Consider the following 15121-nt stretch of genomic DNA (forward strand, 5'->3'; position numbering starts at 1 on the left):
AGAAGCCCGAGCCACGCCTGCGATCACGGGAGGCGAGCGAGCGCGCGACCGAGCGAGGCTTCGAGCGTCTCGCGATCCCTCGCCCCCTCGAGCCGCTCCGAGCCGATGAAGAGCAGCGGGAGCCCCCTCCCCCCCACGTCCTTGAAGGTCTGCTTGTCGGACGCGATCTGGGCTGCGGTCGCGGGATCGGCGACACAGGCTCGAAACGCGGCGACGTCGATGCCGGCCGAGGTGGCGATGGCCTCGCACCCGCCGGGCGTGAGGCTCGGAGGCTCCACCGAGAAGAGCGCCTCGGCCACCGCGTCGCCCTTGCCGAGCTTCTCGGCGCAGAGGGCCGCGAGGGCGGCGTTCATCGCGTGGAGGTGGATGCCGAGGGGCACTTGTTTGCGCACGACACGCACCTTGCCCTTGTGCTCCTCGAGGAGCGGCGCGAGCTCTTGATGGTTCGCGCGACACCACGGGCACTCGAAGTCAGCGAAGTCGACGATGGTGACCTGACCCTTGGGCGTCTTCTCGAGCTCGGCCACGATGGCCTTCGGGAGCTTCGGCTTCACGACGTACGGGAGGAGGGCGGGCACCACGAGCGCGAGCGAGAAGAGGGCCGAGGCGCCGAACGCCCACCCTCGTCTGCCGGGCAGATCCCACGCGCGCGCGTAGCGCGTCCAGGCCGCGACGAGCAGGACGACCGCGGCCGTATCGGACGCGATGCAATACGGGCAAAAGTGCCCGATCGCGATCTGCACGCCGATGAGCCCCACCGAGACCAACGCCGCCAGCGTGGCGAGCACGGACTGCGCGAGGCGCACCTTCGGCCCGCGAAAAAGCGTGAGCAGCCCGAGCGCGAGGAAACACAGCACCCCGAGGACCGGGGTAGGCACTCCGCCGACATGTGCGTACGACGTTTGTTTCACGGCGTCGCAGCCGCCGCCCGGCGCGCAGAACACCGGCACGGGGCGCAGGTAGTCGACGAGCAGCGTGACGCTCGCCGCGACCGACACGAGCGCCGGGAGCACGAGCGCCGCGAAGAGCCCTGCGTCGATCGCGACCGAACGCGACACGGACGGCTCTGCCGAGGCCGATGGGGACGCCGAATTGTTTTGGGGATCGGAGTGTTCCAAGGTGCGCTTCGTCTTTGTGGGGAGGCAGAGTTTCGCGTAATCGTCGGTGAATGTCGAAGATCGTCCTCCCAACCCGCGCTCGGGTGCTCGAATTCCTGGCGGATCAGGATCACGCGGTGCACGCCCACGAGGTCGCGACGCGCCTCGGAGTGCCCGAGTCGAGCTACCCCGGGCTCCTGCGATTGCTCGACGATCTCGTGTTCGACGGGCTGCTCCAGGCGCGTGACGGGCACAAATTCCGGACGGCGTCGCGCGGGAAGGCCCGCCAGAAGGCGGGAGAAGAGAAGCGCGCCGAAGCGAAAGCCGCGCCCCCGGACGTGCAGGCGAGGCCCGCGCGCGAGACCGGAGCGCAGGCCGCCATCGAGCGGGTCCGCGAGCGCCGCCCCGGCGAAAAAGAGGGAATCCTCACGGTGAACGCGCGCGGCTTCGGCTTCGTCTCGGCCGAAGGCGGGGACGACGTCTACATCCCCGGCGAGGCCCTCGGGGCCGGCCTCCACGGCGACCGTGTCGTGGTCAAGATCGTGGGGCGGAGCGCGCGCGGGGTCGAGGGGCGCATCGTCGAGGTCGTGTCGCGTGGGATGACCCGCGTCGTGGGTACGCTGCGGCGGCGAGGAAAATCGGCCTGGCTCGAGCCGGACGACACCCGTGTGCGAGGGCCGGTCGTCCTCACGAGCGACCGCGACACCGCCGGCGCCGAGGGCAACAGCGGCACCGACGGCCAAGCCGCGGTCGTGCGCATCACCCGCTTCCCGGAGAACCCGAACGAGAACGTCGAAGGCGTGCTCGAGGCCGTGCTCGGCACCCCCGGGGAGCTCTCGGTCGAGGCCGCGAAGATCCTCGCGATGGCCCAGATTCGCGAGCTCCACGAGCCCGCGGCGGTCGCCGAGGCCGAGAGCTACGGCGCCGACGTGCCCGAGGACATGCTCGCGGGTCGCGAGGATCTCACCGGGTTTCCGCTCCCCACGATCGACCCGAAGGACGCGCGGGATCACGACGACGCGGTGTGGGTCGAGCGCACCCCGAGCGGCGGCTACCGCGCCATCGTCGCCATCGCCGACGTGTCGAGCTACGTGCGGCCCGGCATGGTGCTCGACGAAGAGGCGAAGCTCCGGGGGTGCAGCGTGTACCTGCCCGATCGCGCGGTGCCCATGCTCCCGCGCGCGCTCTCGTCGAACCTCTGCTCGCTCTTGCCCGACGTGCTCCGCCTCTGCCTCGCGGTCGACGCGACGCTCTCGGCGAGCGGCGAGGTGGAGTCGTTCCGGGTGGTGCGTGGCTACATGAAGAGCCAGGCCAAGCTCGCCTACGAGGACGTCGCTCAGGTGCTCGGCTTCATCGAGGTCGAGACGCCTCCTCACCCCGAAGCCGTGCGGCTCCTCCCGGGCCTCGAGGTGGCGTACGAGCTGTCGCGCATGCTCCGCGGGCGGCGCATGAAGCGCGGGGCGCTCGATTTCGAGCTGCCCGAGCCGAAGATCACGATCGGCGAAGGCGGCCTCCCCGAGGCGATCGCGAAGCGATCTCAGAACCCCGGCATCAAGAAGGCCTACTCGCTCATCGAGGAGCTCATGCTCCTCGCGAACGAGGTCGTCGCGCAGTGGCTCGTCGAGAAGAAGCTCCCGTCGGTGTTCCGTGTGCACCTCCCACCGGACGAGAAGAAGCTCGAGAAGCTCGCGGCGATGTGCGCGCTCCTCGGGGTCGACTTCGACGTCGAGGTCACCAAAGACCCGAAGACCCTCGCGGATCTCTTGAAGGGGTTCGCGAAGCACCCGCTCGCCCAGGTGCTGAACTCCCTCTTGCTCCGCTCGATGAAGCAGGCCACGTACGACGTCGAGAACCTCGGGCACTTCGGGCTCGCGTCGAAGGCCTACCTCCACTTTACGTCGCCCATCCGGAGGTACCCCGACGTGTGCGTCCATCGCACCGTGCACGCGCTCTTGAAGCACGAAAAGCCCGAGCGCGACCGGGACAAGCTCGCCGACGCCGCGCTCACGTCCTCGCAGAACGAGCGGAAGGCCATGGAGGTCGAGCGGAACATCGTCGACCTTTATCGTGCATTCTACATGAAAGACAAAATCGGCGACCGCTTCGTCGGCCGTGTGGCGGCGGTGGTCGGGAGCGGCATCTTCGTCTCGATCGACGACCCGTTCGTCGAGATCTTGGTGAAGCTCGAGGACCTCGGCGGCACCGACTACGAGGTCGACGACGTCGGCCTCCGGGTCGTGGGCAAACGCTCGGGGGAGGTCATCTCGCTCGGAGACCAGATGCTCGTCGAGGTCGCCGACGTGTCGATCCAGCGGCGCACCGTGCTCGGGCGACGGGTCATGGGAGCCCGCGCGGCGCGCGAGAAGCTCGGCAAGCTCGGCACGGAGCTCACCACGGTCGTGGACGATACCGGCCCGCGTCGTCGGCCCCGGGTCAAAGAGGGCAAACCGAAGAAGGGCTCGAAGAACCGCGTCGTCGGCTCGCGCACCCCGAAGAGCCCCAAGGCCAAGACGTTCGGGAAAAAGAAGGCGAAGAAGCGCTGACGGGGCCCGAGGCTCAGAGGCTTGGGACCGCTCGTCGATCGCTCAGAACGCGACCTTCACGGGGGTGAGCCGCTCGACCTTGGTGCCGTCGCCGAGCTGACCTGCCGCGTTCGCGCCCCAGCAGTACATCTCGTCGTCGTTCGTCTGCACGCAGGCGTGCCCCGAGCCGAAACACATGTCTTTGACCGAGGGGAGCGCCGTCGCCTTCGTGGGTAGCTCGGACGCGCTCTTTCGCCCGAGGCCGAGCTCGCCCGAGGCGTTCGAGCCCCAGCACGTGACCCCGCCGCCCTCGAGGATGGCGCAGACGCTCGCCTCGCCGACCGCGAGCCACTCCGCGTTCGTGATGCCGGGCACGGCCTCGGGCTTCTCGTGGGCGTCGTAGTCGGGGGCCTTTCCGAGCTGACCGAGATCGTTGGCCCCCCAACAGTAAATCTTCTTGTCTTTTCCGATCACGCAGGCGAAGGCGTCGCCCGTTCCGAGCCCGGTGGCGGGGCTCGGCAAGACCGGCCGGTTCATCGCGTCGGAGCCCGAGTTCGCCCAGCGCTCGGCGTCCCAGCATTGGACCTGGCCGTCGTCTTTCATGACGCAGCCGTGGGTGGACGCGACCTGGACGTCGATGGGCTTCCCTCCGAGGTTCGGGTCCGGGGCCTTCTCGGTGCCCCAACAGTGCACCTTGCCGCTGTCGAGGCGCGCGCACATGAGGAGCCCGCTGCCCGACACGTCGTTCACTTGCATGTTGGGGATCCGCTGCGGACGCGCACGCTCCAGCGAGCGGCCGTCGGGGCTCCGGCCCGTGCCCCAACAGCGCGCCGCGCGGTCACTCCCGAGGATGCAGCCGTAGGTGCTCGCGAGCCCGATGTGCTTGGCGTCGGAGATGCCCTCGACCTTGACGGGCTTTGGCTGATCGGGGCCGCCGCCGTTGCCGAGCTGCCCTTGGCTTCCGGCGCCCCAGCACGAGAGCGAGCCGCCCTTCAGGATCGCGCAGGTGAAGTGATCGCCGCACTCGAGGATCGCGACCGGCCCACGACCACCCGAGACCGGCTTGGGCGCGCTCGCCCCACCGCCTTCGGTGGCCGCACCCCCACACGCCACGACGGCGACGACGACGACGACCCCAACGAAGCGACGCATGATCGCGAACCTACCCGACTTCCTGAGCGCGCCACGGCCGAGGTGCACGCCGGGTCAGGAAATACCCGAGGCGCGAGCGCCGTGGCTTTACCTTCGCGCAAGCTCGCGCTCCACCTCAGAACGAGATGCCGTCGCGGACAGGGGCCTCGAAGTGGCTCTCGACACGCGCGAGGAGGTCGGCGAGCTCGGCGGACTCGTGGGTAGGCACCTGCACGACGAAGCGCACATAGAGATCGCCGGGCTCGTGGCCCTTGCGCACGACGCCCTTGCCTCGAACACGCAGCACCGTGCCGCTCTGGGTCCGCGGGGGGATCTTCACGGTGATGTGGCCGTCGACCGTGGGCACCTTCACCTTGGCGCCCTCGTAGGCCTCGAGCGGCGTCACCGGCAAATCGAGCTTCAAATCGTGGCCTTCGCGCGTGAAGTGCTTGTGCGGCGCGACGTGGATGACGAGCGTGAGATCGCCCGGTGGTCCGCCGTTCGGAGACGGGCCCCCTTGGCCCGCGAGGCGGAGGCGACTGCCCTCGGCCGCGCCCGGCGGGATGCGCACCTGCACCGAGGCCCCTTGCGCCGAGCGCATCTCGACCTGCCCGCCACGCACGGCGAGGGTGAAGTCGATCGTGACCTCCTGTTCGTAGTCTTGCCCCTTCGCGGGGCCGCGCCGCCGTGCCCCACCGAAGAAGTCGTGACCGCCGGCACCGAACAAATCTTCGAGGTTCACGGCGCCGCCGCCGAACGGGTTGCCCCCGGCGAACGGGTTGCCCGCCGCGCCGCCGCGCCCGCCCCGCGACTGCCACTGCGCGTAGGCGCGGGCCTTCTCCGGGTCGAAGCCTTCGCGGAGGCCCTCTTCGCCGAACTCGTCGTAGAGCTTGCGCTTCTGCGGATCGCCGAGCGTGTCGAACGCGCGGTTCACGGCCTTGAACTTGGCCTCGGCCTGGGCGTTCCCCGGGTTCTTGTCGGGGTGAAGGTCCTTCGCGAGGCGCCGGTAGGCTTTTTTGATGGTGTCTGCGTCGGCGGTCTTGGGGACGCCGAGCAGCCCGTAGAGGTCTTGCGCCATGATCGTGCTCGACGGCCGAAGGTATGTCGTCGATGGAAGGACGGCAACGGCCTCCGGCACGAATCGTGCGGTGAGCCCGTGGACGCACCTCGCACCGTTCTCACCTCGGCGCGGTACGCCGACCGCTACCCGCGCTCACCGTGGGCCGGCGTCGGGCCTGTGCTGCTGGATCGAGAGTGGGGGCATCTCGGGCTCGACGCGCCAGAGGCCCCCTTCGCGGACGCACACGACCTCGGCGCGCTCTTGCGGATCGGTGCCCAAGACTTCGACCGTAGCGATATCGCCGTCGATCTTGGCCGTCATCGATTTGGGCCTGAACCTCAGGCCGAAGTAGCCGGTCGCGAGCATGTCGCGCGGGGGGACGCGTTTGCCTTCGACGAGGCTCGCGCGTTCGGCGCGCTCCTCGAGGTTCTTCTTGGCGCTCTTGCCTAGCAGATCGTAGGCCTCGGCCATGGCGCGGGGGTCGTCGGTCGCGACCTCCATGCGGTCGAGGAAGAGCCGAAGGGCGCCGTCGGGGGTGCCATCAGGAGCCGTGCGCGAGCACGCCGCGACCACGAACGCGACGAGCAGCACGAGCGGCCACGCCACGCCCGCGCTCCGCGCCTTCGCGCCATGGAGCGCGCGGGAGGGAGGTCGACCGGGCTCGGCGGCGGCGTTCGGCATCTCCGGGTTCGTGTAGCAAAGGGCGGCCATTTTTGCCGGATATTTGGCCATACCTACATTGTATCCATAGTGTGGCCGTGTGCCCGACCGTCGCCCCGTCACCTTGTCCTGGTCAAGCCGGCCCACGTTGGCCTCTCCCGCGCGCCGCTCGTTCGACGGGGGCGTTCGCCGGTACCGCACCGAGTGCGGCGCAGGCGACTTCTTCTTCGGGGACAACGTCGCCGGCCTCGACGTGCTCCGCGAGGAGCGGCCCGAGAGCGTCACACTCGCGTACATGGATCCGCCCTTCTTGACGAACCGCGTGCACGAGCTCGTCCTACCCGACGATCGCTCGGCGCCGAAGTCGGAGCGCGCGAAACGAACGGCCTTCGACGATCGCTGGGACGATCGCGCGAGCTACCTCGAGTCGCTCGCCGAGCGCATCACGCGCGTCCGCGATCTCCTCGCGCCGCACGGCTCCCTCGTCGTGCACGTGGATCCGAAGACGAGCCACTACGTGAAGGTGATGTGCGACGAGATCTTCGGCGACGACGCCTTCGCGAGCGAGATCGTGTGGCGCTACCGCCGCTGGCCGAGCAAGACCCCGAACTTTCAGCGGGTGCACGACGTGCTCCTCCGCTACCGCAAGGACCCTCGCCACGCGCCACGCTGGAATACGACCTACGAGCCGCTCGCGCCGTCGACCCGCGCGGTGTGGGGAGACACGAAGCAGCGCGCGGTGTTCGCCGACAACGGCCACCGAAAGAAGTCGAGCGTGACCGAGGAGAAGTCGCTCGGCGTGCCGATGGGGGACGTGTGGGAGATCGGGGTGCTCGCGCCCATGGCCAAGGAGCGAACCGGCTACCCTTCGCAGAAGCCCCTCGCGCTGCTCGACAGGCTCGTCGAGGCCCTCTCGAGCCCCGGGGACGTCGTGCTCGATCCGTACGCCGGGAGCGGGACGACCTTGGTCTCGGCCGCGAAGCTCGGGCGCAGGTTCGTCGGACTCGACGCGAGCACGCTGTCGCTCGAGACGTCGATGGCGAGGCTCGCACGCGAAGGGTTCACCCTGTCTACCGAGGAGACCCCGAGCCCCGAGCGCGCCCCGGCCTCCGCGCCACGGCTCACGGCCGACGCGAGCTCGCCGCCGAGGTCGATCCGCAAGAAGAGGAGCGCGTGATGCCCGCCGGGATCCGTCGTAGGGTGGCCTCGTGAACCCGAGCCAAAAACAGGTGGCGCTCGTCCTCGTCCTGGCCTCGATCGCGGGGGCCGCGTTCGGCGCGTTCACCGTGAGGGAAGCTGCCCCGTACTTCGCGCTCGTCGCGCTCGCCGGCGCGGTCGCCGCGTACCTCGCCGGCACCGGGACATCTGGCACCGAGGGCGCCATCGAAGACGCCGTCCGGCGCGCGCGACGCGGAAAGCGCGTCGAGGCTCCCCCGGGCACACCCGCGCCGCTCGCCCGCGTGTACGAAGAGCTGTCCGAGCTCGGCGCCGCCCACGCGCGCCTCGAGGCCGAACGCGAGACGCGCACCAAAGAGACCGAAGCTTCGGTGAAGGCGCTCGAGGGCGCGACCGACCGCCTGAAGCGTGGCGTGGCCGAGCAGAGCCGCGCCGCCTCCGAGACCGCCGAGGTGCTCGGGCGCCTCACCGGGGCGCTCGGCGACATGTCGGGGAAGGTAGACGACGCGGCCAAAGGCGCGAAGCTCTCGAGCGACTCGCTCGTGTCGATCGTGCGCCGCAGCGCCGAGGCGACCGACAACCTCGGCGAGCTCGCCGACAGCGTGCGCGCCACGGTGAAATCGATCGAGGACATGACGTTCTCGATCAAAGAGGTCGCGAAGAACGCCGACGCCCTCTCGCTCACGGCCGAGGAGACGAGCTCGTCGGTGAACGAGATGGACGGGTCGATCGACCAGGTGCGCTCGAACGCGAACGAGACCGCGAGGCTCAGCGAGGAGATGGCCCAAGACGCCGACAAGGGCGCCGAGGCCATTTTGAAGACGATCGGCGAGATTTACCGCATCAAAGAGTCGTCCCAGGAGGCGGTGGCCGTCATCTCGAACCTCGGCTTCCGCATCGACGCCATCGGCCAAATCGTGAACGTCATCGACGACGTGGCCGAGCAGACGAACCTGCTCGCCCTGAACGCCGCGATCATCGCCGCTCAAGCCGGCGAGCAGGGCAAAGGCTTCGCCGTCGTGGCCGACGAGATCAAGGAGCTCGCTCAACGTGCGGGCGCGAGCACGCGCGAGATCACGGACCTCATCAAGACGGTCCAGGCCGAGTCGAAGAACGCGATCTCGGCCGTGGAGCGCGGCGCGTACAACGTCGACCGGGGCGTCGAGGTCTCGAACGAGGCCGAGCGCGCGCTCAAGAAGATCCTCGAGTCGACCCAGAAGTCGACCGGAATGGTGCGCGAGATCGCACACGCCACGGTGCTCCAGGCGAAGGGCTCGCGCCAAGTGACCGACGCCATCTCGCGCATCGCGCAGACCGTGCAGCAGATCGCGACGGCCACGGCCCAGCAGGCCCGCGGCGCCGAGCTCATCATGAAGGGCGCCGAGCGTATGCGCGTCATCACGCAGGACGTGGAGCGCAGCGCGAACGATCAGACGGCCGACGAAGAGAAGGTCTCCAACATCATCCGCAGCATCGCGACCACGCTCGACCAGATGAGCCAGGTGCACAAGGCCCAGACCGAGAGCGTGCGGAGGCTGCTCGCGTCCGTGGAGAGCATGGAGAGCCGCGCGCGCGCCGACGCTGCCGTGCTCGGGGATCTCGAGCGGGCCAGCGAAAAGATCAAGCGCGCCGGCTGACGTTGAAAGCTCGTCGGAGGCACGGCGCGCTCGGCGCCCTCGGGCTCGTCGCGGCGCTCGTGCTGCTCGCCTCGGTGCTCCGAGCGGCGCTCCACGACGTGTCGCAGGCGTTCGACTCGCTCTACTACCACGTGCCCTTCGCGGCGCGTTTCGCCGGCATCTCGAGCCCCGAAGCTTACGTTTTTTCGCCCGACAACCAGGAGCGCCTGAAGGGCTACGCGCTCTTCGCCGAGAAGCTCCAGGGCCTGCTCTACCTCGCCACGGGCCGGCCCGAGGGGGCGAACCTGCTCTCCTTCGCGAGCGCGCCGCTCCTCGCCATGTACATGGCGCGCCGCTACCGGGTGCCGTTCGGGCTCACGGTCTTCGCGCTCTTCGCGCTGCCGCTCGTGATGACCCACGCCACGAGCGCGTACGTCGATTTGCCGGCCAACGCCTGCGCTGCGGCGTTCGTGCTCGAGGCCTACGCGCTCGCCTCGAGGAGGGTGCCTGCGCGCGCGAAGGCCCTCGTGCGCGTGCTCGTCCTCGGCGCGGTCACCGCCGCGATGCGCTTCCAGCTCGCCCCCACGGTCGTCCTCGGCCTCGGGCTCGTCGCCTTCGCGGCCGTGCGCGCGAGGAAGGGCCGCGCGTCGCGCCTCGCGGTCGTCGTGCTCGGGGCGCCGTTCGTGTTCGCGAAGCCGCTGTCGAACCTCGTGCTCTACGGCAACCCCGTCTATCCCGTGGAGCTCACGGTCTTGGGGCGAAGCTTGCCGTTCCACGAGACCCGCTACGTCGCCTCGCCGGACTACCTCGCCAACTCGCCGCAACCTTTACGTTTTTTGTGTTCGCTCGCCGAGATCGGGCTGCCGCCGCTGGGGACGCCGTCGCGCTGGACCGTGGATCAGTACGCGCCGCCCGGCACCGACGCGAGCCGCATGGGAGGGACCTTCGCGCCCTACCTCTTCGCGATGCTCGCGCTCTTCGTGGCGCTCGCGCTCGTCCGCGGGAAGAAGGCGCGCGGGCTCGTGGCGCTGGTCGTGGGGCTCACGGCGATCGTCGCCCCGTCTCCTCAGTCGCACGACCTCCGCTACTACATGGTGTGGCCCATCGTGCTCGTATGCGCGACGCTCGTGCTCGCGGTCGAGACGTCACGCGACGGCCGCCTCGTCGCGCGGGCGCTCCGCGTGGCCGTGCCGATCGTCGTCATGGGTGCGTTCGCGGTCGTCGCCCACACGACGTCGTACGAGTGGATCGCGCCCAGCGGGAGCACGTTCGAGGAGATGCTCGCGAAGCGCGTCGACAAAGCCACCATCGACGGGATCAAAGAAGGTGAGACGGTGTGCCTCTGGAGGCCACCGCTCACCTTCTACTATTCGGCCCAATTCCACGGGCGCAGGTACCGCGTGATCGAGGGGGAGACCCCTGCCGCCTGCGGCACCGCGCGCGTCGTTCCGTGAGCTACTCGACGGTGACCGTCTTCGCGAGGTTTCGCGGCTGGTCGACGTCCGTGCCCTTGAGATCGGCCATGTAGTACGAGAGGAGCTGCAGCGGGATCACCGTGAGCAGCGGGAGGACCTCGGGCTCGGCGTGCGGCACCTCGACGATGTCCGACTCGGACGACGCGGACGAGCCTCCGCGCATGCTCTTCGGCGAGCTGCCCTCGGCGCACAGGCGCGCGACGTCCGTGTCGCCCTTGGTGCACACGGCGATGACCTGGCCCTCGCGCGCCTTCACCTCTTGGAGGTTCGAGATCGTCTTCTCGTAGTGGGCGTCCTTCGGGCACACGACGACGACGGGCATCTCCTCGTCGATGAGGGCGATGGGCCCGTGCTTCATCTCCCCGGCGGCGTAGCCCTCCGCGTGGATGTAGCTGATTTCTTTCAGCTTTAGCGCGCCCTCCAGGGCGATCGGGAAGCCCGTGCCGCGCCCGAGGAAGAGCATGTCGCGGGCGCGGAGGTGGCGCTTCGCGATGGCCTTGATGTCGTCGGCCGAGCCGAGCACCTCGCGCATCTGCGCCGGCACGTGCCAGAGGGCGTCGAGCACGCGGCGGGCCTCGTCTTGCGAGAGCGTGCCGCGGCGGCGCCCGAGGTAGACGGCGAGCATGAGCAGCGCCGCGAGCTGCGTCGTGAAGCACTTGGTCGACGCGACGCCGATCTCGGGGCCCGCGTGGGTGTAGAGCGAGCCGTCCGACGCGCGCGGGATGGCGCTGTCGAGCACGTTCGCGACCGCGACGACGTGGGCGCCTTGGGCCTTCGCGGCCTTCACGGCGGCCATCGTGTCGAGCGTCTCGCCGCTCTGGCTGACGGCCACCACGAGGTCGGTGGGGAGGAAGACCGGATCGCGGTAGCGGACCTCGCTGCCGATCTCGACCGTGGCCGGTACCCGCGCGAGCTGCTCGATCCAGTAGCGGCCGGCCATGGCCGCGTGCGCGCTCGTGCCGCACGCGACGAAGTAGACGCGGCCGATCTTCTTCGCGAGCTCCTCGGTGACGCCGATCTCGGAGGCGATGACGTCCGCGTTTTTCACGTCGACCCGGCCGCGGAGCGTGTCCTCGATCGCGCGGGGCTGCTCGTGGATCTCCTTGAGCATGAAGTGCTTGTAGCCGCCCTTCTCGGCCTGGGTGGGCGACCAGTCGATGCGCTTCGGGGCGCGCGTGACCTTGGAGCCGTCGGCGATCTTGGTGATCGCGATCTCGCCCTTGGTGAGGCGGGCCATCTCGCCGTCGTCGAGCAAAATGACGTCGCGCGTGTGGGCGAGCAGCGCGGGGATGTCGCTCGCGGCGAACATCTCGCCGTCCCCGAGGCCGAGCACGAGGGGCGAGTCTTGTTTGGCCACGACGATCTCCTCGGGGGAGTCGCCCGTGACCACCGCGATGGCGTACGCGCCGCGGACGCGGGAGAGCGCCTCACGGACGGCATCTTCGAGCTTGGTCTTGCCCGAGCGCTGCGCCTCGTCGACGAGATGGGCCACGATCTCGGTGTCCGTGTCGCTCGAGAAGCGGACGCCCTTGCCCTCGAGCTCACGGCGGAGCTCGACGTGGTTCTCGATGATGCCGTTGTGCACGACGGCGACCTTGCCGGCCACGTGCGGGTGCGCGTTCGCCTCGCTCGGGCGACCGTGGGTGGCCCAGCGGGTGTGCCCGATGCCCACGGTGCCGGCGAGCGGCGACTTGCGAAGGGCCGCGTCGAGGTTCGCGAGCTTGCCGACGGCGCGCACGATCTCGACGCCCTTGCCCGTGTGCACCGCGAGGCCCGCCGAGTCGTACCCGCGGTACTCGAGGCGCCGCAGGCCCTCGACGAGGATGGGCGCCGTGTCTTTGGTTCCGGTGTAGGCAACGATTCCGCACATAGGAGAGCTCCGTTCGACCGATCGACGCCGGTCACTTGGGTCCGTGCCACGTCTCGAGGCACGGCGACCGCGAGCGTAGCTTTCCTTTCCCTCGACGCGAAACCAAGAAAAGCGGCTCACGCCTCGGCGCGGGGCCGGGCCCGAACGGCGAGCCCGAACAGGCGCCTACCCATCGAAACCATTGGATTTTTCGCCCCGGCACCGGGCTCGCTCGTGTCAGTCGACGCGGCGACCGGTCACCTGGCCGATGCTCTCGGTGGCCGTGAGCTTCGAGCGGCCCGGCGCCGAGCTCCCGGAGGCCGCGCGGGTGAGCCCGGCGAAGAACGCCCGCGAAGGTGCCGCGGCCTTGCCCGTCGCCGCGACGCCCTGGAGCGCCAGGCGGACCGCGAAGGTGCGCTCGTCGAGCGTCACCCATCGCACACCGTCCACGGAGCCCTCGCCCTTCACACGCGAGCCCGCGCCTTGGGGAGTCACCGTGAGCCTCGCGAAGAACGTGCTCTCGGACGAATAGATGCCATCGGTCGGGTAGCTGGCGGTCGCCGTCGCCACGTTCGCGCTCGCCGTCTCTCGGCGAAACACGCGCACGGTGTCGACGTCGGCGGGGCGGCACACGGCGAAGAACGGCGCCCCCTGATCGATCGACGCGCGGGCCATGAGGCACCCCTCCGCGCCGCGATCCACGTGCGAGCTCGCGACCGAGATGCCCGCGGTCCACGTGACGGCGTCGGTGACGTTCGGCTCGTGCACGAAATAGACGCCGTCGGCCGCGCCGACGAGATCGCCCGAGCGCGCCTCGAGGCCGAGCACGTCGCCGAGCTCACGCCGACCCGGGCAGCCACCGAGGCACGTGAACGGGTAGCCGTCGGCCGAGGCCGTCGTCGCCCACGGGTCCTCGAGGGCGTTCACGTTGTTCGTCCCGAGGAAGTGCGCACCGGCGGCCTTCGCTCTTCCGAACGATGCGGAATCGTTCAGATTGTAGACACGTGTGAGGTACCGCGCCCTGGCCGCCTCGGACGCGGTCGCGGTGGCGCCGGCCTCGAAGTTCAAGAAGACCACGTGCTTCTTGTTCGCCTCGTACTCGGCGAGCGAGCACTCTTGCGACGTCTCCGGAGCGATGAAGCCGAGCCGCTTCTCGGCGCCGCCGGCCACGTACGCCTCGAGCTTCGCGCCAGCCCCGCACGACGTGCCCCCGGTGAGCGCGAACACGACCTTGCCGCGCAGCTCGTCGAGCTTCGGCATCGTGCACGGCGGCGTGATCGCGCCTCGCAAGGAGGGCGCGCCCGGGCACCGCGCGAGCCAATCGGCCGGGGTGAAGATGGTGGACCTCCCGAGCTTGAGGAGCTGGGCGTCGAGATCGTCGGGCGAGTGGAACGCTTCGAAGTCGTCTTTGACGTCGACGAAGACGGTGACCACATCATGCTCGGGGACGGCACGATGGTACGCCGCGAGCGCGCCGATGCAGTCGGAGAGCTTGGTGCAGCTCGTCCCGTCGAAGCCGGGCGCGTCGAAATGGTACACGTAGAAGTCGTTCGCGAGGCTCGGCTGGAAGCGCTTTCCGTTGTGGATGTCGAGCTCCAGCGCGCGGACCTTGTGGTGAACGAGCTGATCGAAGAGCGGCTCGTCGCGCTCGTACGAGTTGTGCGAGGCCTTGGCTTGAACGCCGTCGTAGGGCGGAGAAGGCGCGCCACCATCACCCCCGTCGGGTGCGGCGCCGTCGACGTCGGGAGGCACCGAGCCCGTGGGGGACGTCGTGCCCGTGGGGGAGCTCGTCGTGGACGGAGCCGCGTCTCCGCTGTCGGGCTGCGCCGAGGCTCCACACGCGACGGCCGCGGGGACCAAGAGCCCGATCGCGGCGAAGAGCCTTGTCAGTCGGTGCGCCATCTCTCGGATCTTTTTCCGTTTTCCGGACGCGCGCAAGCGATGGGCTCCCGGGCGCCGCATTTCCTTGTACCTTCGCGACCGTGAAGCACGCATCGCTCGCCGTCTCGTTCGTCGCGCTCCTCTCCGTCATGGCCCCCGCCCGATCCGCGCTCGCCGTCGAGGCCCCGACCGACTGCCCCCCGGTTCGAACGGCAAGGTGAAGGACGGCTTCGCGTGGTGCGAGCCCTCGGTGTGCCTGCACGACGGCAACTGCGCTCCGAACGAGGTCTGCCGCACCGTGCCTTTGTGTGTCGAGGTAGGCACGCTGGCCGACGCGGGCGGCAAGGGCGAGGAGCGCCTCGTCGCTACCCAAAGGTGCGGCGCAGGCGGCGCGTGCCCGTCGACCCAGACGTGCTCGACGAAGGACCGCTGCCTCTCGCGCGACAAAGCGCAGAAGCTCGGGCTCCTTGCCCCGGCCGCGGCGCCGAGCGCGAGCGCGGGACCTGCGAGCTCCGCTCCCGAAGCGAAGAAGTCGGCCTGTGGCTGCGAGGTCGCAGGCGCCCCCACGTCGAGCGGGCTCGGGCTCCTCGCGGCGGCCAGCGGCCTCGCGCTCGTCTTCGCACGACGCCGCCACCGCGCCGACGACTGACCTCT

General features: G+C 69.7%; 11 protein-coding genes. 5 read left to right on the forward strand and 6 right to left on the reverse strand.

Features of this window, described 5'->3' with window-relative positions; translation table 11 throughout:
* Nucleotides 1-23: 23 nt before the first annotated feature.
* Nucleotides 24-1058: a thioredoxin domain-containing protein gene (locus IPK71_34220; GenBank protein ID MBK8218813.1), complete on the reverse strand. Its 1035-nt coding sequence runs from the start codon at nt 1056-1058 to the stop codon at nt 24-26.
* A 110-nt stretch (nt 1059-1168) separates the two neighbouring features.
* Between IPK71_34220 and IPK71_34225 the strand changes: the two genes are divergently transcribed.
* On the forward strand, nt 1169-3640 hold the full coding sequence (locus IPK71_34225) for a VacB/RNase II family 3'-5' exoribonuclease (protein ID MBK8218814.1): 2472 nt from the start codon (nt 1169-1171) through the stop codon (nt 3638-3640).
* 42 nt (nt 3641-3682) lie between these two features.
* Here the strand turns inward: IPK71_34225 and IPK71_34230 are convergent, their stop codons facing one another.
* The 3 genes from IPK71_34230 to IPK71_34240 all read right to left on the reverse strand — a co-directional run bounded on the left by IPK71_34230 (nt 3683) and on the right by IPK71_34240 (nt 6542).
* Nucleotides 3683-4771, reverse strand: a complete 1089-nt coding sequence (locus IPK71_34230; GenBank protein MBK8218815.1) for a hypothetical protein — start codon at nt 4769-4771, stop codon at nt 3683-3685.
* A 115-nt stretch (nt 4772-4886) separates the two neighbouring features.
* On the reverse strand, nt 4887-5828 hold the full coding sequence (locus tag IPK71_34235; protein MBK8218816.1) for a J domain-containing protein: 942 nt from the start codon (nt 5826-5828) through the stop codon (nt 4887-4889).
* Nucleotides 5829-5963: 135 nt separating this feature from the next.
* On the reverse strand, nt 5964-6542 hold the full coding sequence (locus IPK71_34240; GenBank protein ID MBK8218817.1) for a hypothetical protein: 579 nt from the start codon (nt 6540-6542) through the stop codon (nt 5964-5966).
* 28 nt (nt 6543-6570) lie between these two features.
* On the opposite strand from IPK71_34240, the gene IPK71_34245 reads away from it, so the two are divergent.
* From IPK71_34245 to IPK71_34255, 3 genes are read left to right on the forward strand one after another with little or no spacing between them, the layout of a single operon-like run.
* On the forward strand, nt 6571-7647 hold the full coding sequence (locus IPK71_34245; protein MBK8218818.1) for a site-specific DNA-methyltransferase: 1077 nt from the start codon (nt 6571-6573) through the stop codon (nt 7645-7647).
* A gap of 31 nt (nt 7648-7678) precedes the next feature.
* A complete protein-coding gene (locus IPK71_34250) occupies nt 7679-9283 on the forward strand; it encodes a chemotaxis protein (protein ID MBK8218819.1) in 1605 nt (534 codons plus the stop codon).
* A 2-nt stretch (nt 9284-9285) separates the two neighbouring features.
* Nucleotides 9286-10716 carry a hypothetical protein gene (locus tag IPK71_34255; GenBank protein ID MBK8218820.1) on the forward strand — a complete coding sequence of 477 codons (1431 nt, stop codon included), beginning with the start codon at nt 9286-9288 and terminating at the stop codon, nt 10714-10716.
* A gap of 1 nt (nt 10717) precedes the next feature.
* On the opposite strand, the gene glmS is transcribed toward IPK71_34255, so the two are convergent.
* On the reverse strand, nt 10718-12607 hold the full coding sequence (gene glmS / locus IPK71_34260) for a glutamine--fructose-6-phosphate transaminase (isomerizing) (GenBank protein ID MBK8218821.1): 1890 nt from the start codon (nt 12605-12607) through the stop codon (nt 10718-10720).
* A gap of 216 nt (nt 12608-12823) precedes the next feature.
* On the reverse strand, nt 12824-14488 hold the full coding sequence (locus tag IPK71_34265) for a hypothetical protein (protein MBK8218822.1): 1665 nt from the start codon (nt 14486-14488) through the stop codon (nt 12824-12826).
* Nucleotides 14489-14684: 196 nt separating this feature from the next.
* Between IPK71_34265 and IPK71_34270 the strand changes: the two genes are divergently transcribed.
* Nucleotides 14685-15116 (forward strand): hypothetical protein, encoded by a 432-nt coding sequence (locus IPK71_34270; protein MBK8218823.1) that lies wholly within the window; start codon nt 14685-14687, stop codon nt 15114-15116.
* The last annotated feature ends 5 nt before the right edge of the window (nt 15117-15121 follow it).

Source organism: Myxococcales bacterium (genome assembly GCA_016712525.1).
Classification (GTDB): domain Bacteria; phylum Myxococcota_A; class Polyangia; order Polyangiales; family Polyangiaceae; genus JAAFHV01.

Bases quoted from the DNA above. Each gene is read 5' to 3' on its own strand.
- IPK71_34225 (MBK8218814.1), top strand. From the start codon at position 1,169: ATGTCGAAGATCGTCCTCCCAACCCGCGCTCGGGTGCTCGAATTCCTG.
- IPK71_34230 (MBK8218815.1), bottom strand. From the start codon at position 4,771: ATGCGTCGCTTCGTTGGGGTCGTCGTCGTCGTCGCCGTCGTGGCGTGT.
- IPK71_34235 (MBK8218816.1), bottom strand. From the start codon at position 5,828: ATGGCGCAAGACCTCTACGGGCTGCTCGGCGTCCCCAAGACCGCCGAC.
- IPK71_34240 (MBK8218817.1), bottom strand. From the start codon at position 6,542: ATGGCCAAATATCCGGCAAAAATGGCCGCCCTTTGCTACACGAACCCG.
- glmS (MBK8218821.1), bottom strand. From the start codon at position 12,607: ATGTGCGGAATCGTTGCCTACACCGGAACCAAAGACACGGCGCCCATC.
- IPK71_34265 (MBK8218822.1), bottom strand. From the start codon at position 14,488: ATGGCGCACCGACTGACAAGGCTCTTCGCCGCGATCGGGCTCTTGGTC.